This window comes from Methylocystis parvus OBBP (assembly GCF_027571405.1).
GTDB classification, from domain to species: Bacteria; Pseudomonadota; Alphaproteobacteria; order Rhizobiales; family Beijerinckiaceae; genus Methylocystis; species Methylocystis parva.
The window spans coordinates 3,337,897-3,353,647 of the sequence record NZ_CP092968.1; the positions used below are offsets into that span (position 1 = coordinate 3,337,897).

Here is a 15,751-nt window from a genome sequence, read left to right on the forward strand (position 1 = left end):
GCGACGGCGTCCGACGGCGATCCCGATTTGAGCAATTGCGGGACCATGATCCGCCGCCGCCTCGTCGAGCGCGGGCCCGAGGAAAGTTTTCGCGACGTTTCCCTTGCGCGGAAGGCCAGGTCCCTGATCGCGCGGGCTCGAACCATTTCGGCCGCGTCGAAAACTGGCCTCAACCCTGCTATAGCCTCTTAACCAGCGTCCCGGGGCGGGGCGTATCGTTTCAAGGGTTCATCATGCAGCTCGACGCACAGACAAAGGACGCGCCGGCCGCGGCTTCGGCGGAGCCGGAGGCGCGGAGCGATCTACCGCTCAATGAGGACATCCGCCTTCTCGGGCGTCTTCTCGGCGACGCGGTGCGCGAACATGAAGGGCCGGAAGCCTTCGAGCGAATCGAGACGATCCGCCGCCTCTCCGTCGCGGCGAGCCGCAACAAGGATCAGGACGCCGCGGCCAAGCTCGACGCGCTGCTGCGCTCGCTCTCGGCGAAAGAGGCGACGGCGGTCATCCGCGCCTTCAGCTATTTCTCGCATCTCGCGAACATCGCGGAAGATCTGCATCCGCTCAAAGAGCGCGCGCGGGCGCTCGCCGATGGCGGAACGCTTGACGAGCCGAGCCTGTCGCGCTCCTTCGCGCATCTGCGCAAGGCGGCGGTCGGCCCCGGCAAGATCGCCGCCGCCCTGTCGCGCGGCTGGATTTCGCCCGTGCTCACGGCGCATCCGACCGAGGTGCGCCGCCGCAGCCTCCTCGATACGGAGCGCGCCATCTTCAACCTGCTCGCCACGCGCGAGACTCTCAAGGGAAAGAAGGAGCGCGCGCATAACGAGATGCTGCTGCGCGCCCGCGTGCTGCAATTGTGGCAGACGGAGCTTCTGCGCGAGGCGCGTCTCACCGTGCGCGACGAGATTGAGAATTCGCTCTCCTATTACCGCTCGACCTTCCTGCGCGAAATCCCGCGCCTCTACGCCGAGATCGAGGCGAAGCTCGAAGGGCTGCGCGTGCCGCCCTTCCTGCGCATGGGCGCCTGGGTCGGCGGCGACCGCGACGGCAATCCCAACGTCACGGCCGAGTCGCTCGTGACCGCGATGCGCATGCAATGCGATACGGCGCTGCGCTATTACCTCCTCGAAACGCACGAACTCGGCGCCGAGCTCTCGATCTCGCGGCGCTATGGCGGCGCCACCAAGGCGCTCGAGGATCTCGCCGCGCGCTCGGGCGACGACAATCCGCACCGCGACAACGAACCTTATCGCCGCGCGCTGATCGGGGTCTATTCGCGACTCGCCGGCACGCTCGAAAAGCTCACCGGCGGCCAGGCGGTTCGCCATGCGCTCGCGCCGGGCGAACCCTACGCCAATAGTTGGGCTTTCCTCGCCGATCTGGTGACGATCGACGAATCCTTGCGCATCCATCACAGCGAAGTCATCGCCTCGCAGCGTCTGGAGCCGCTGATCCGCGCCGTGGAGGTCTTCGGTTTCCACCTCGCGACGCTCGATCTGCGCCAGAGTTCGGATCGCCATGAAGAGACCATCGCCGAACTTCTCGCCGCCGCGCGCGTGACGGAAGACTATGCGGCTCTGACGGAAGTCGAGAAGCAGCAGCTTCTCGTCCGCCTGCTCTCGGACCCACGGCCCGTGCGCCTGCCCGAACGCAGCTATAGCGACGCCGCGATGAGCGAACTCGCGATTTTCGAGCGCGCCATCGAGATGCGCCGCCTCTATGGCGACGAAGCGATCCGCCATTACATCGTGAGCCATACGGAAACGGTGAGCGACCTTCTCGAAGTCCTGCTGCTTCAAAAAGAATGCGGCCTGATGCGCGGCACGCTCGATCCGCGCGACTCGGAGGCCGTCACGGCCGACCTCATCATCGTGCCGCTTTTCGAGACGATTGGCGATTTGCGCAACGCCGCGCCGATCATGCGCGCCTTTTACGCGCTGCCGGGCATTCAGCGGCTCGTCGTCAACTCCGGCGCCCAGCAGGACATCATGCTGGGCTATTCCGACTCCAACAAGGACGGCGGCATCCTTACGAGCATCTGGGAGCTTTACCGCGCCTCGACGGCGCTCGCGGAAGTCTTCGCCTCGATGCCCAACATCGCCATGCGGCTCTTCCATGGCCGCGGCGGCACGGTGGGTCGCGGCGGCGGTCCGAGCTATGACGCCATCCTCGCCCAGCCGCCGGGCACAGTGAACGGCCAGATTCGTCTGACCGAACAGGGCGAGGTGATCGCGGCGAAATATTCAAATCCGCAAATCGGCCATTTGAATCTCGAGCTGCTCGTCGCCGCGGCGCTGGAAGCCACGCTGCTGTCGCAAAACAAGGCGCCGCCGCCGGAATTTCTGGAGGTCGCGGACGAATTGTCGCGCGCGGGCATGGCCGCCTATCGCGGGCTCGTCTACGAGACCGAAGGCTTCGTCGACTATTTCTTCGCCTCGACGCCCATCTCCGAAATCGCCTCGCTCAATATCGGCTCGCGTCCGGCCTCGCGCAAACCTTCGCGCAAGATCGAGGATCTGCGCGCCATTCCGTGGAGCTTCTCCTGGGCGCAGGCGCGCGTCGCGCTGCCGGGCTGGTTCGGCTTCGGCTCGGCCATAGCGGGATTTCTGGCGCAGGATGAAAAGGCGCGGCTCGATCTCCTGCGGCGCATGGCGAAGGAGTGGCCCTTCTTCCGCTCGCTCCTCTCCAATATCGACATGATCCTGTCGAAAACGGATCTGGAGATCGCGCGCCATTACGCGGAGCTGGTCGAGGACCGCGCGCTCGCCGAGCGGATCTTCGACATGATCGAGGCCGAACATGCGCGCTCGGTCGACGCGCTGACGAAGATTTCCGGCGCCAAGGAGCGTCTCGCCGACAATCCGGCGCTGGCGCGGTCCATCAAGCACCGCTTCCCCTATATCGCGCCCCTGAATTACATTCAGGCCGAGCTGATCCGGCGCCATCGCGGCGGCATGACCGATCCGGAAATCCGCGAAGGCATTTTGATGTCGATCAACGGCGTGTCGGCGGGCCTGCGCAATACTGGGTGATTACGGGCAATGGATTTGCAAGGATTCGGCGGCATGCTGGTCGCATGAGACAGATTCCGATCCCCAACTGGATCCCGCTCTTCGTGGCGGGTCTCTTCTTCCTCGTCGTCTGGTGGCGCCCGCTGCCCGGCGGCAGCCTGCCATGGCACATGCTGGCGTCCTTCCTCGTCGTCGCCGGGACGATGTGGTTCGGCTTCGGCGGCGGCGCCTCAAAGCTCCTCGGCGCGATGACGCTCTGGTTTGGGTTCACCATCTACGCTTTAGGTTTCCTGACCGCCGTCATGTTCGGAATTGTCGTCATGGCCCTCGTGTGGCGCGTGGCCACGGGCCAACGCGTCAGCGAGGCGCCCGTTCTACCGATCGCGTTCCCGGTTTTCGCGATCATGATCGCCTGTTCGCCCATGTGGAGCCATATCCTCGGCGCAATCGGCCGGGCGGCCTGAAGCAAAGCCCCCGGCGCCGTCGGCGGGGAGCGGCGACAAAAAAAAAGCGCGCCCCCGGTCGGGCGCGCTTTTTTCGTTGCTAAAATTCCCCGGCGCTTCAGATGAACGCGCCGGCCAGTTGGCGCTTGTCCTCGATTTGCGGGCGCGGATGCGACTCGGCGCGGCCGTAAAGCGCGCCCTGAAAAAACTCGACGCCCCAGTCACGGAGGATGCGCGCGGTCGCTTCATCCTCGACCCATTCCGCGACGACCTTGAGCGACAGATGGCGCGCGAGATCGATCAGCGTGCGCACGAAGAAGCGGTCGTCGGCGGAGGTCGCGATATTCTGAATAAAGGCGCCGTCGATCTTGACGATGTCGAAGGCGAGATCGCGCAGATTGCGGAAGGAGGTGTGGCCCGCGCCGAAATCGTCCATTGCGACCTTCACGCCGAGCTGCTTGCAGGCGGCGATCAGGTTCTTGGTCGTCTCGAAATCCTCGATCATGCAGGTCTCGGTGATTTCGACGATGAGCCTGTCGGGAATCGAAGGGTTGAGCGCGATGGCGGCGGCGAGGCGGTCCGGCCATTCCGGATCCAGCACCGTATTCATCGAGCAATTGACCGAGGCCCGAAAATCCGGTTCGGCGGTGAGGCGCTCCAGCGTCAATTCCATCACGCGCTGATCGAGAAGGCGCACGAGCCCGGCTTTTTCGGCGATCGGCAGCAACGCCGCCGGCGAAAGAGACGAACCGTCCGGCAGGCGCACGCGCAGCAGGGCCTCGTGGAAGGCGACCTCGCCGGTCGCGGCGTAGACGATCGGCTGAAAGGCGAGCTCCACGCGGCGCTCGTTCAGCGCTGAGACGATGCTGTCGGCGACATGCAGCGCCCGCAGGCGCGCATCCTCGCGGGCGAGCGACGACGTATAGGGGACAAAGCGCTTGCCGGCGGCCTGGCGGGCGACGTCGAGCGCTTCCTCGGCATGCTGGAAGAGAACGCGCGGTGCGCGGCCTTCGCGCGGCCCGATGACGCCCCCGATGCGGATCGTCGCCGGAATGGCGCCGGCCGAGGTCTCGAAGGGCGCGCCCTTCACGAGTTCGAGCAGCCTGTTGGCGACCGCGAGCGTCTGCTCCGCGTCGCAATTGTCCAGCACCAGCGCGAATTTGTTGCCCGCGTGCCGGGCGACGACGTCGCAGGTCCGGACATTTTCGCGCAGGCGCCTGGCGAGTCCGGCGATGACCTCGTCGCCGGCGTCATAACCATAGGTGCGGTTGAGCGCGAAGAGATTCTCGAGCGCGACGAGAAGCACGGCGAAGGGTTTGCGCGTGCGCTCGGCCTGCTGCAGGAAGCGGTTCACATGTTCGGCGAGCTGGGCGCGGTTCAGGACCCCGGTGAGCGGATCGATCTGGGAGCCCAGCGCGAGCTTGCGCTCCATTTCGTGCCGCTCGGTGACGACGCGCACGACGCCATGGGCGCGGACCGGCTTGCCGTCTTCGCCCTTGAACCAGCGGCCTGTGTCCTCGATCCAGATGGCGGGCGCCGGGCCCAATTCGCGCGGCTGGCGGAGGGCGTAGACCACTTGGAACGAGGCGCCTTCGCCATTGTCCGTCTGGTCGGACCGCATGATGGCGTCATAGCGCGAGCCGCCGCCTTCGCCGGCGACGCGTTCGCCATAGGCGAGGCCCGTGCCGAGGTCATCCTGGGCGATCGCGCCAAGGATCTCCGCGAGATTCGGTCCCCAGGTGAGGCGGTCGGTGACGATGTCCCAAGTGTAGACGACTTCGCCGATCGAAGAGAGGATCTGGCGCGGGTCGGGCCCGCTCGACATTTCGAGCGCGGCGGGCGGAGGAGCGGCGGCTGGCGGGGCAGCGGGCTGCGCCTGCAGCGGCGCTTTCAAAATGGATGAACGAATGGTCGTCGCAACGGGCGCTTCGGAGCCGCGATTTGCGATGTGGCGCAATTGCATATAGCGAGACCTTCAGCGCTGGACTTCGGAAAGACCCTTATCGCGCGCAATCGTAAATTCGGCGTTGCGTAATTGGTCGACGCCGGCCCCGAATTCCGGCGGGGTTTTGGAGAACTGCCGTTCCCGCCGGTTAATGATGTGCGAAAACAACGGCCTTCCATCTGCTGGACGCAGTCCGGCCGGCGTGCCAATGATCCTTCCAAGAGCGATTAACAGGAGATTTCCACAGATGACCGCCTCGCCCTTCAACGACATCAGGCTCGAAGACCTCAAGGCTGGCCTCGCCGACGGCTCGATCCTCCTCGTCGACGTCCGGGAGGCCGACGAATTTGCGGCCGGCCATATCAAGGGCGCCCTGTTCAATCCGTTGTCGCGCTTCGACCCGACGAAGCTGCCCGTCGCCGGAGAGGGGCAAAAGGTCGTGATCTATTGCCGGTCCGGCCGCCGTTCGGTCTCGGCGATGGAGCAGGCCCGTCTCGTCGGCCGGCGCGACGCCAATACCCATTTCGGCGGGGGCATCCTGGCTTGGCTGAACGCGGGCGAGCCGGTCGAGCAAGGTATGTAACCCCCGCGATTTCACACGTTTCGGGCACATTTTGCGAAAAGCGGGTCAGGCTTGCGCGCGGCGCGCTTCATCCCCAGAGCGCGGCCGCCGGCGGCGTCATGGTCGAGCCCTCATAGACAAGGCCCGGCTCCCGGTCGCGCGCGAGGAGAAGCGGGCCGTCGAGATCGACGAAGGCGGCCATCTGTCCGATGAAGGCCGCGGGCGCCATGGCGAGCGACGTGCCGACCATGCAGCCGGCCATGATCTCGAAGCCCATCTTGCTGGCCGCCTGCGCCATGGCCAGGGCTTCCGTCAGGCCGCCCGTCTTGTCCAGCTTGACGTTCACGGCGTCGTAGCGGCCCCGGAGGGCGGCGAGCGAAGCCGTTTCATGTGCGCTCTCGTCGGCGCAGACCGGAATCGGCCGGGCGATTCTCGCCAGCAGCTCGTCCTTTCCGGCGGGCAAAGGCTGTTCGACGAGCGCCACGCCGAAACGGGCGCAGGCGTCGAGCTGAGCTTCGAGCGTCTCGTCGCGCCACGCCTCGTTGGCGTCGACGATGAGCCGGGCGTGGGGCGCGCCCTCCCGCACCGCCGCCAGCCGCGCCTCGTCGCCTTCGCCGGCGAGTTTGATCTTCAGCAAGGGCCGGTCGGCCGCCTTCAGCGCCGCGGCGCGCATCTCCTCGGGCGTCCCCACCGAGAGCGTATAGGCGGTGACGAGCGGCGCCAGATGGTCGAAGCCGGCCGCTTTGTAGGCCCGGCGGCCCGAAAGCTTCGCCTCGAGGTCCCACATGGCGCAGTCGACGGCGTTGCGCGCGGCCCCCGCGGGCAGCAGGCGCTGGAGCGCCATGCGGTCGGCTCCGCTCTCAATGTCGCCGCGCGCGCCTTCGATCGCCGCGACGACGCTTTCGACGCTCTCCCCGTAACGGGCGTAGGGCACGCATTCCCCCCGCCCGAGGGCGTCGCCCGCGCGCAGCGTGGCGGTGACGACCCTCGCCTCCGTTTTGGCGCCGCGGGAAATTACGAATCGTCCCGCGATCGGAAAGGCCTCGACGGCCAGCGTCAGTTCGACCTTCATCTTGCGCTCCGCATCCGCTCGCCCTCTCTTGCGCCTCAGGCTGTGCGCCGGCGCGCTTGTCGACCGCATGTCACGAAGTTAAGACGATTTGCAAGGTTCCGATCGAACGCGATCTCAAAAGAGGGCCTATGTCTGTCGACGCCGCGCGAATACCTCCAGACGTCTCCCCCGCCGAGGGCGGCGCGCGTCTGGCGCTTGTCGGCGACTGGACGCTCTCGGCCTCGCGGCGCCTCGAACAAAAGGCGCAGGAGATCGTCGATCTCGGCCGCGCCGCCAATTTCGTCACAATCGACCTTTCGGGCGTCTCCCGGCTCGACACGGCGGGCGCCTGGCTCATCAACCGGTCGCGGCGCCTGCTCGCCGGAGCGAATGTCGGCGTCGCTTTGGAGCATGCGCGCCCGGAGCACGACATTCTGCTCGAAGAAGCGGCCTATCGCGACTTCGCCGCGCCAGCGCGCCGCCAGGTCCCGGCGATCCTCCAGCTTCTCGATGATGTCGGGCGAGGGGTCGCTCTGGGGCTTTCGGAATTTTATCGCGGCGTCGCCTTTCTCGGCGAGTTCGTCGCCTCCATGGGCTATGTCGCGACGCATCCCAGGCATTTCCGCTTCACCTCGCTCGTCGTGCATATGGAGCTGATCGGCTTTCGAAGCGCGCCGATCATCATCCTCATCAATCTGCTGGTCGGCGGCATCGTCGCGCAGCAAGGCATTTTCCAGCTCCTCCGGTTCGGCGCCTCGAGCTACACGGTCAGCCTCATCGGCATCCTCGTCCTGCGCGAACTCGGCGTTCTTCTGACCTCCATCATGATCGCCGGCCGCTCGGGCTCCGCCATCACAGCCGAAATCGGCTCGATGAAAATGCGGGAGGAGATCGACGCGCTGCGGGTGATGGGCCTTTCTGTGATCGAAGTGCTCATCGCGCCGCGCGTGCTGGCGCTGGTGCTGTCGTTGCCGATCCTCACCTTCATCGCCGACATGGCGGCGCTCTTCGGCGGCATGCTCGTTTCCTGGGGCTATGGCGGCATCAGCCCGGCGGCCTTCGCCTCGCTGCTCAAGGAGGCGATCGCCTTTCACACCTTCATGGTCGGCGTCATCAAGGCGCCTTTCATGGCGCTGGTCATTGGCCTGGTCGCGGCGATGGACGGTCTCGCGACGGAGGGTTCGGCCGAGTCGCTCGGCCGTCAGGTCACCTCCTCGGTCGTGAAGTCGATCTTCATGGTCATCGTCCTCGACGGCCTCTTCGCGGTCTTCTTCGCCGCGATCGATTATTGAGCGCGCCAGCCGATGACCCTTCACCACGAGCACGGTTCGGCTCCACGACAATCGCCGGGCGACGTCGTCATCAGCGTGCGGGATCTTGTCGTCGGATTCGGCGAGAAGCTCGTGATGAACGGGCTCAATCTCGACGTCTATCGCGGCGAGGTGCTGGGCTTCGTCGGCGGCTCCGGCCAGGGCAAATCCGTGCTCACGCGCGCCATTCTCGGCCTCGTGCCGACGCGCGCCGGCTCCATCCGCATTTTCGGGCATGAGCGCGACAAGCTTCCTTCCAAGGAGCGCAAGGCGCTGGAGCAGCGCTGGGGCGTGCTCTTCCAGAACGGCGCGCTGTTTTCCGGGCTCACGGTCAAGCAGAACATCCAGATGCCGATGCGCGAGACGCGCGACCTGTCGCAGAAGCTGATGGACGAACTCGCCATGCTCAAGATCGAGCTTGTCGGCTTGAAGCCCGACGCGGCGGACAAATTTCCGTCGGAATTGTCGGGCGGCATGGTCAAGCGCGCGGCGCTGGCGCGCGCGCTGGCGCTCGACCCCGAACTCGTCTTCCTGGACGAGCCGACCTCCGGTCTCGACCCGATCGGCGCCGCGGAGTTTGACGAACTGATCGGGACGCTGCAGGAAACGCTCGGGCTCACCGTGTTCATGGTGACCCACGACCTCGACAGCCTTTATTCGATTTGCGACCGGATCGCCGCGCTCGCTGACGGCAAAGTGATCGCTGAGGGGCCGCTCGAGACCCTGCTGCGGTCCGACCATCCCTGGCTGAGAGCCTATTTCCACGGGGTGCGCGGCGGGCGGCTCGCCGCCGCGACCGCCGATTGAGAGGACGACGATGGAAACCCGCGCCAACTACGCCTTGATCGGGGCCTTCACCCTCGCGGCGATCTTCGCGGCGTTCGGCTTCGTCTACTGGTTCTCCGGACCGAGCCAGACCGGCAAGCAGGACGTCTATCAGATCGTCTTCTCGGGCTCCGTCTCGGGCCTCAGCCGAGGGTCGTCGGTTCTCTTCAACGGCGTCAAAGTCGGCGAGGTGACGCATCTGGCCATCTCCGAGAAAGACCCGAGCAAGGTCGACGTGCTGGTCCGGATCGACGAACGCACGCCGGTCAAGACTAATACGCGCGCGCGCCTCGAGACGCGCGGCTTCACCGGCGTCGCGGACGTCCTGCTCGTCGGCGGCACGCCGGGCGCTCCCGATCTCGTCGCGGCGGAAGGACAGAAATATCCGCAGATCCAGGCCGAGCGCTCGGAAATTCAGAATCTCCTGGGCAATGTTCAGAATCTCTCCACCAAGGCGGCGGAGGTGCTGGTGAAGCTCGACAAGCTTCTGGACGAAAACAAGGACACGATCAGCGGCACGCTGAAAAACGCGGAAACCTTCACCAAGACGCTCGCCGACAATTCAAACAACATCTCGGCTTTCATCAAGGACGCCTCCGAGGCGGCGCATTCCTTGAAGCCCGTCGCGGCGCGGCTCGACAGTTTCCTGGCGGCGGGCGAAAAGACGATCAAGGCGATCGATCCCAGGCAGCTCAAGGCGATCACCGGCAATGTCGCGAGCGCCTCGAACAGTCTGAAGAGCTTCTCGGCGACCGGTCTGAAGCAATATGAGCAACTCGCCGTCGACGCGCGCAAAGCCATCGATACGCTCGATCAGGCGATAAAGTCGATCGAGCGCGACCCGTCGCAATTCATCTGGGGTCCTTCCCAGACGACGCCTGAATATCGCGGTCGCTGAGGCTCTTTGTCGGCGCGGCCTTATGGTCTAGAAGAGCGAAAGCCGTTCAGGCTTGGGTTGATCGCAAGGGGCATGCGGCCAATGGCGTGGGGGAAAAATGCGCGCGCGCTCGTTTGCGCCGCCTTTGCCCTCTGCGCGGCGGGATGCGCGCAGCCGCCGAGCCAGGTTTTCGATCTCGCCGGCGCGTCGGTTCCGACGCATCGATCCGTCCGCGCCGATGGCGCGCTCTCCATTCGGGAGCCGATGGCGGTCTCGCCCACCAGCTCGAACCGCATCGTCCTCCGCGACGCGGACGGCAGCGTATTCGTGCTCCCCGACGTCGGATGGTCCGCCCCTCTTCCGCGCCTCCTGCGCGAACGCCTGATCGAATCTCTGCAGAAAGCGGATGTCGGCGCGGCGCGCATCGGCGGGAGCGGCCGGGCGCTGGCGACGGATATCCGCCGCTTCGAGATCGACGTGGCCCGCAATGTCGCGGTCGTCGAGATCTATGTCCGCATTCTGGACGAAAACACCGGCGCGGCGCGCGCCGCCCAGAATATCTCCGCCGAGACTTTCGCGCCGGCCCATACCGGCGCCGCCGCCGCCCTGGCGCTGACCGACGCCGCCGCGCAGGCGCTCGCCCGCATAGCCGCCTGGGCCCGTAGCCGGCTGTGATCCGACCGTTCCCCGGCGCTCGATGAGCGTCAGGCGGGCGCGCCCCCGAAACGCGCTCGCCACATCCGTCATCGGCTGTTTCTCCAAACTGAATTTTGCGATTTGAGCGGCGATTCAGGACATTTGCGCAAATTCGGGCGAGGCGCGGCGTCCGCGCGGCCACAAGAGGGGGCTAGCGCGGCAAAGAAGCGGGTGCTAATCGAACGCAGCAAAAATCGGGGGTTCGGTTTGGCCGAACGACGGTAAGCGCCAGCGATCGCAATTGATTTTGCGGCGAAAGGCGCATCCGCGACGAGGGAAGAGACGGGCGTCATGGTGAAGATGAGCTTCGACGACAAAGCGACGCGTTACGGCGCCGAACCGGGTGGCGGCGCGCCGACCAAGGTCAAGATCACGTTCGTCGATTCGAACGGCCAGCCGCGCACCGTCGAGGGCGAGGTCGGCTCCACCGTCATGGAGACCGCGCGCCGCAACGACATCCCCGAAATCGCCGCCGAATGCGGCGGCGCCTGCGCCTGCGCCACCTGCCACGTTTACGTCGATGAAAAATGGACGGAAAAGGTCGGCAAGCCCTCCCAGATGGAAGAGGACATGCTCGACTTCGCCTTCGACGTGAAGCCCAATTCGCGCCTCTGCTGCCAGATCACGGTGCGCCCGGAACTGGACGGTCTCGTCGTCAACACCCCCGCCCAGCAGGGCTGATCGGTCGCGCGCGGCGCTGCGGCGGCTTCGCGCCGCAGCGGTTTGGCGTTGCATCTTCCAACGAATGCTATAGACGAACGCGAGCGGCGGCGGATGGCTCATCCGCCGGTCGGCTGGCCGCGTTCGAAAATCCTCCCCGGTTTCTTCGTCTGGCCGTTTCCGATCGCTCGCGAGGGTGCTTCCCCCTTCGCCGCCGGAGGCCCCGACGCGGCGCCCGCCGCCATTGAGACAAGGATTTAGAATATGAACCAGCTCAACGAAGCCGCGATCGAAACCGATGTCGTCATCGTCGGCGCGGGCCCGGCCGGCCTTTTCGCGGTGTTCGAACTGGGTCTCCTCGACATCAAATGCCATGTGATCGACATTCTGCCGCGCGCCGGCGGCCAGTGCTCGGAGCTTTATCCCGAGAAGCCGATCTATGACATTCCCGGCATTCCGGAAGTCACCGGCCAGGGCCTGACGGACAATCTTCTCAAGCAGATCGCGCCCTTCCATCCGACCTATCACTTCAATGAAATGGTCGAGACGCTCACCTCGCTCGGCACGCCGGAGAAGCCCTCCTTCCGCCTCACGACCGACGCCGGCAAGGTCTTCCTCGCCAAGGTCGTCATCGTCGCGGCCGGGGGCGGCTCCTTCCAGCCCAAAAAGCCGCCAATCCCCACGATCGAACAATATGAGGGCAAGTCGGTCTTCTACGCGGTGCGCCGCATGGAGGATTTCCGCGATAGGGACGTCGTCATCGTCGGCGGCGGCGACAGCGCGCTCGACTGGACGCTTAATCTCCAGCCCATCGCTAAGAGCCTCACCCTCGTCCATCGCCGCGACGCCTTCCGCGCCGCGCCGCATTCGGTGGCGGCGATGCAGGAGCTGGTCGCCTCGGGCAAGATTGCCTTCAAGCTCGGACAGATCACGCAGGTCGAGGGCGCCGACGGCCAGCTCGTCAGCGCGCTGCTCAAGGGCAATGACGGCGTGGAAGAGAAGCTTTCCTGCCATCGCCTGATGCCCTTCTTCGGCCTCACCATGAAGCTCGGCCCGGTCGCCGAATGGGGTCTTCAGCTCAATGAGAATCTGATCCCGGTCGACACCGAGAAGTTCGAGACGAGCCATCCCGGCATCTTCGCGGTGGGCGACATCAATTATTATCCGGGCAAGCTGAAGCTGATCCTTTCGGGCTTCCATGAGGGCGCTCTCGCGGCTCAGAAAGCGCATCGTTACATCTTCCCGGACAAGAAGCTCCTCTTCCAATACACGACGTCGTCCACCAACCTTCAGAAGAAGCTCGGCGTCTCCTGATCGTGGACGTTACGGTCCGGGCGCTCGACCTTGCGGGGATAACGGCCCCGCAATGGGAAGCGCTCGCCGCTTTGCTAGATGACGAGGAGCGCGCCCGTGCGGCGCGCTTCGCTTTTGAGGAAGACCGTCGATCCTACGTCGCCGCGCATGGGCTGTTGCGCCTGGAGCTTTCGCGCCGCGCCGCCCGCCCGCCGCAGGATTGGCGCTTCGCCGCGACGAAGCTCGGCAAACCCTACCTTCTCGATTGCGCGCGAGACCTGCGTTTCAGTCTCTCCCATACGCGCGGCATGGTCGCCGTCGCGGTCGCCGACGGCGCGGAGATCGGCGTCGACGTGGAGCCGTCCGACCGCCGCGCTGAAAGCATGAAACTCGCGCAACGTTTTTTCGCGCCGGAGGAAGTCGCGCTGCTCGCGGCCGTCGAGGGCGCGGCGCGGCGCGATATGTTTTTCGCGATCTGGACATTGAAAGAGGCCGTGGTGAAAACGACCGGACAGGGGCTCGCGCGCGCGCTCGACAGTTTCGCGATCGCGCTCGATCCGCCGCGCGTGACGATGCTCGACGGCTCGGCGCAACAGTGGAGCGCGGCGCATTGGCGGCGCGGATCGTTTCATTTTGCGCTCGCCGCGCAAGGACCGGTTAGGGCTGATTTCAGCGAGGCGGAGCTCGCCTCATTGCTTTGATCCCGATCCGTGCCAGAGTTGAGCGGCCTTTCGATCGGCCGATTCCGTCATCGCGAGGAGCGGAGCGACAAAGCGATCCAGAGTTGTGATGACGCTTCTGGATTGCTTCGCTGCGCCCGCAATGACGGCGCCGCTTTTCTGTTTCAAGGATCATGCGATGAAGAAGACCATTTGCAGCCTCGCCCTCAGCGCCGCCCTTTCCCTCTCGACGCTTCCCGCGGACGCCTGCACCCGCATCCTTTACGAGACGGGGACCAAGTCCTACATGGTCGGCCGCTCGATGGACTGGATGGTCGATCCCAATACCGACCTCTGGGCTTTCCCCAAGGGGATGGCGCGCGATGGGGGCGTCCCGCAGGAGGCGATCAAATGGACCGCCAAGCACGGATCGGTGATCAGCTCCTTCTACAATCTCGCGACTGTCGACGGCATGAACGACGCCGGCCTCGTCGCCAATGTCCTTTATCTCGTCGAGGCGGACTATGGCGACGCGACGAAGTCGAAGAAGCCGAAGCTCTCCATCGGCGCCTGGGCGCAATATGCGCTCGACAATTTCGGCACGGTGGCCGAGGCGGTGACGGCCTTGCAGAAGGAGCCCTTCGTCCTGGTCGCGCCGGATCTTCCCGACGGCCATAAAGCCGGCGCGCATCTCGCCATTGCGGACGCAACGGGCGACAGCGCCATTTTCGAATATCTGAACGGCAAGCTCGTCATCCACCACAGCCCGCAATATAGGGTGATGACCAATTCGCCGAGCTATGACCAGCAGCTCGCCATCAACGCCTATTGGAATACGGTGGGCGGCCTGGAATTTCTGCCCGGCACGGCTCGCGCGTCCGATCGCTTCGCCCGCATCAGCTGGAATTTGAACGCGGCCGCCAAGGAGTCCGATCCGAGGCTCGCGACCGCCGCGACCTTCTCGCTGATCCGCGCCATCTCCGTGCCGCTGGGCATAACCGATCCCAAGGAGCCGAACATCGCCTCGACCGTCTGGCGCACCGTCTCGGACGTCGCGGCCAAACGCTATTATTTCGAGAGCGCGTACAATCCTGCGATCTTCTGGGTGGACCTCGAAAAGGTTTTGCCGGCGACGGGCGGCAAACCGATGAAGCTCGATCTGAGCGGACGGCCGATGCTGTCGGACGAAGTATCGGAAAAGTTCGTGGCCGCGGAGCCTTTCAAGTTCATCTCTCACTAAGCGGTTCTTGGGGGGCTGGACGAGCCATCCACCCGGAGGGCGGAATTTGAACGTCATCCGCCGCGCTTGGCCAACTCCCGCCATCGACCGGGCGCCAGGCCGCTCCAGCTCTCGAACGCGCGGCTGAAATGCGCGAGGTCGCTATAGCCGAGCGTCAAGGCGATCTCGGTGATCGACAGATCGGGCTGACACAAAAGGTTTATGGCCCGTCTCTGCAGCGTGTTCTTCAGAAGGTCCGAAAAACTCAGTCCGAGTTCTCCGAGGCGGCGCTGGAGCGTCCGTTTCGACAGGCCGGTCCGGCTGACGATGCGGGAGAGGTCGGGACGACCGCCGAGTAATTCGAGATCGATCAGCACGCCGATATTGCCCGGCAAGTCGTCCGGAGCCGGTATGTCGAAGATGCGCGCGAGTTCGTCGGCGATCAGGCCTCGGTTCGCATTCAGATTCGGGTTGACCGCCATGAGCAGCCGCTTGTCGAAAACGATCGTCCCGGGACCGTCGCAAATCACCGTGTCGGCGCCCATTTGCTCGTCGATCGAACGACGCGCCTTTGACGGCAGGCCGCCGACCATGACTCGGCTCGGCAGCCAGCGGGCGCCGGCGAAATGGCGGATCATGACGATCATGTACCAGAGCGCGAGCATCTCGTTCTGCGGCCGCCCTTCCGTGGCGGGGTCCGCCAGCTCATATGACCAGTGAACCTCGTCGCCATAGCGCCGTACGGCCAGCCGCGTCGCGCTCTGCATCATATGCGGCAGACTCGTTCCCGCGCGATGCATTGCTTCTAACAGGGTGGGAGCCTGCAAGACCCACTTGCCATAGACTCCGAGGCCCGCGATCGAGGTTTGGCGCCCGAGCCGCGCGGCGAAAGCCTCGTCTCGCAATTCGCGCGAGGCGGTCGCAAGAAGCCGGAAATGATCGCGTAACGGCAGAAGCGCGTCGGGCGAATCCAATAATTTAACGGGAAGATCGGCGCGGCGAAAAACCCGATCGATCGAGCCGCCATTCGCCGTGACGACGTCCGCGATCGGCCCGAGCGTGCTCGCGCGCGTATATCCGCTTCGTCGCATTCATTGCCCTCGCGCGCCATAAGAGGCCGCCTTTCGGCGCCGCCCGGCATGCAGATCGTCTCGGCGAACGATAACATTCGGCTCTCCGATTGCGAAACGACGCCGGCCGCGG

General features: G+C 65.2%; 14 protein-coding genes. 11 read left to right on the top strand and 3 right to left on the bottom strand.

What is annotated here, in order from left to right:
- Nucleotides 1-233 precede the first annotated feature (233 nt).
- Nucleotides 234-3,029, top strand: coding sequence for a phosphoenolpyruvate carboxylase (gene ppc / locus MMG94_RS16245; RefSeq protein ID WP_016920657.1), 2,796 nt, complete (start codon nucleotides 234-236; stop codon nucleotides 3,027-3,029).
- A 44-nt stretch (nucleotides 3,030-3,073) separates the two neighbouring features.
- Nucleotides 3,074-3,472 (top strand): hypothetical protein, encoded by a 399-nt coding sequence (locus tag MMG94_RS16250; protein ID WP_016920656.1) that lies wholly within the window; start codon nucleotides 3,074-3,076, stop codon nucleotides 3,470-3,472.
- A 97-nt stretch (nucleotides 3,473-3,569) separates the two neighbouring features.
- On the opposite strand, the gene MMG94_RS16255 is transcribed toward MMG94_RS16250, so the two are convergent.
- Nucleotides 3,570-5,414, bottom strand: coding sequence for a putative bifunctional diguanylate cyclase/phosphodiesterase (locus MMG94_RS16255; RefSeq protein ID WP_016920655.1), 1,845 nt, complete (start codon nucleotides 5,412-5,414; stop codon nucleotides 3,570-3,572).
- 229 nt (nucleotides 5,415-5,643) lie between these two features.
- On the opposite strand from MMG94_RS16255, the gene MMG94_RS16260 reads away from it, so the two are divergent.
- On the top strand, nucleotides 5,644-5,979 hold the full coding sequence (locus MMG94_RS16260; protein WP_016920653.1) for a rhodanese-like domain-containing protein: 336 nt from the start codon (nucleotides 5,644-5,646) through the stop codon (nucleotides 5,977-5,979).
- Nucleotides 5,980-6,046: 67 nt separating this feature from the next.
- Here the strand turns inward: MMG94_RS16260 and dgcA are convergent, their stop codons facing one another.
- Nucleotides 6,047-7,030: an N-acetyl-D-Glu racemase DgcA gene (gene dgcA, locus MMG94_RS16265; RefSeq protein ID WP_016920652.1), complete on the bottom strand. Its 984-nt coding sequence runs from the start codon at nucleotides 7,028-7,030 to the stop codon at nucleotides 6,047-6,049.
- Between the two features lie 128 nt (nucleotides 7,031-7,158).
- Here dgcA and MMG94_RS16270 point away from each other — a divergent pair, with 128 nt between their 5' ends.
- The 8 genes from MMG94_RS16270 to MMG94_RS16305 all read left to right on the top strand — a co-directional run bounded on the left by MMG94_RS16270 (nucleotide 7,159) and on the right by MMG94_RS16305 (nucleotide 14,569).
- Nucleotides 7,159-8,301 carry an ABC transporter permease gene (locus MMG94_RS16270; RefSeq protein ID WP_040579335.1) on the top strand — a complete coding sequence of 381 codons (1,143 nt, stop codon included), beginning with the start codon at nucleotides 7,159-7,161 and terminating at the stop codon, nucleotides 8,299-8,301.
- Nucleotides 8,302-8,313: 12 nt separating this feature from the next.
- Entirely contained in the window at nucleotides 8,314-9,126 is an 813-nt protein-coding gene (locus tag MMG94_RS16275) for an ABC transporter ATP-binding protein (RefSeq protein ID WP_016920650.1), read from the top strand.
- Nucleotides 9,127-9,136: 10 nt separating this feature from the next.
- Complete coding sequence (locus tag MMG94_RS16280) at nucleotides 9,137-10,042, top strand: MlaD family protein (protein ID WP_016920649.1); 906 nt, start codon at nucleotides 9,137-9,139, stop codon at nucleotides 10,040-10,042.
- Nucleotides 10,043-10,123: 81 nt separating this feature from the next.
- Entirely contained in the window at nucleotides 10,124-10,696 is a 573-nt protein-coding gene (locus tag MMG94_RS16285; RefSeq protein WP_016920648.1) for an ABC-type transport auxiliary lipoprotein family protein, read from the top strand.
- A gap of 312 nt (nucleotides 10,697-11,008) precedes the next feature.
- Nucleotides 11,009-11,398, top strand: a complete 390-nt coding sequence (locus tag MMG94_RS16290) for a 2Fe-2S iron-sulfur cluster-binding protein (RefSeq protein WP_016920647.1) — start codon at nucleotides 11,009-11,011, stop codon at nucleotides 11,396-11,398.
- Nucleotides 11,399-11,641: 243 nt separating this feature from the next.
- Nucleotides 11,642-12,691 carry an NAD(P)/FAD-dependent oxidoreductase gene (locus MMG94_RS16295; RefSeq protein ID WP_016920645.1) on the top strand — a complete coding sequence of 350 codons (1,050 nt, stop codon included), beginning with the start codon at nucleotides 11,642-11,644 and terminating at the stop codon, nucleotides 12,689-12,691.
- Between the two features lie 2 nt (nucleotides 12,692-12,693).
- Entirely contained in the window at nucleotides 12,694-13,371 is a 678-nt protein-coding gene (locus MMG94_RS16300; protein ID WP_016920644.1) for a 4'-phosphopantetheinyl transferase family protein, read from the top strand.
- A 157-nt stretch (nucleotides 13,372-13,528) separates the two neighbouring features.
- Nucleotides 13,529-14,569 (top strand): linear amide C-N hydrolase, encoded by a 1,041-nt coding sequence (locus tag MMG94_RS16305; RefSeq protein WP_026016356.1) that lies wholly within the window; start codon nucleotides 13,529-13,531, stop codon nucleotides 14,567-14,569.
- 53 nt (nucleotides 14,570-14,622) lie between these two features.
- Here the strand turns inward: MMG94_RS16305 and MMG94_RS16310 are convergent, their stop codons facing one another.
- A complete protein-coding gene (locus MMG94_RS16310; protein WP_016920642.1) occupies nucleotides 14,623-15,639 on the bottom strand; it encodes an AraC family transcriptional regulator in 1,017 nt (338 codons plus the stop codon).
- Nucleotides 15,640-15,751 lie beyond the last annotated feature (112 nt).

Coding starts and splice junctions, on each gene's coding strand:
- MMG94_RS16270 (WP_040579335.1), top strand. CDS start 7,159: ATGTCTGTCGACGCCGCGCGAATACCTCCAGACGTCTCCCCCGCCGAG.
- MMG94_RS16275 (WP_016920650.1), top strand. CDS start 8,314: ATGACCCTTCACCACGAGCACGGTTCGGCTCCACGACAATCGCCGGGC.
- dgcA (WP_016920652.1), bottom strand. CDS start 7,030: ATGAAGGTCGAACTGACGCTGGCCGTCGAGGCCTTTCCGATCGCGGGA.
- MMG94_RS16285 (WP_016920648.1), top strand. CDS start 10,124: ATGGCGTGGGGGAAAAATGCGCGCGCGCTCGTTTGCGCCGCCTTTGCC.
- MMG94_RS16290 (WP_016920647.1), top strand. CDS start 11,009: ATGGTGAAGATGAGCTTCGACGACAAAGCGACGCGTTACGGCGCCGAA.
- MMG94_RS16260 (WP_016920653.1), top strand. CDS start 5,644: ATGACCGCCTCGCCCTTCAACGACATCAGGCTCGAAGACCTCAAGGCT.
- MMG94_RS16295 (WP_016920645.1), top strand. CDS start 11,642: ATGAACCAGCTCAACGAAGCCGCGATCGAAACCGATGTCGTCATCGTC.
- MMG94_RS16280 (WP_016920649.1), top strand. CDS start 9,137: ATGGAAACCCGCGCCAACTACGCCTTGATCGGGGCCTTCACCCTCGCG.
- MMG94_RS16310 (WP_016920642.1), bottom strand. CDS start 15,639: ATGCGACGAAGCGGATATACGCGCGCGAGCACGCTCGGGCCGATCGCG.
- MMG94_RS16305 (WP_026016356.1), top strand. CDS start 13,529: ATGAAGAAGACCATTTGCAGCCTCGCCCTCAGCGCCGCCCTTTCCCTC.
- ppc (WP_016920657.1), top strand. CDS start 234: ATGCAGCTCGACGCACAGACAAAGGACGCGCCGGCCGCGGCTTCGGCG.
- MMG94_RS16250 (WP_016920656.1), top strand. CDS start 3,074: ATGAGACAGATTCCGATCCCCAACTGGATCCCGCTCTTCGTGGCGGGT.
- MMG94_RS16255 (WP_016920655.1), bottom strand. CDS start 5,414: ATGCAATTGCGCCACATCGCAAATCGCGGCTCCGAAGCGCCCGTTGCG.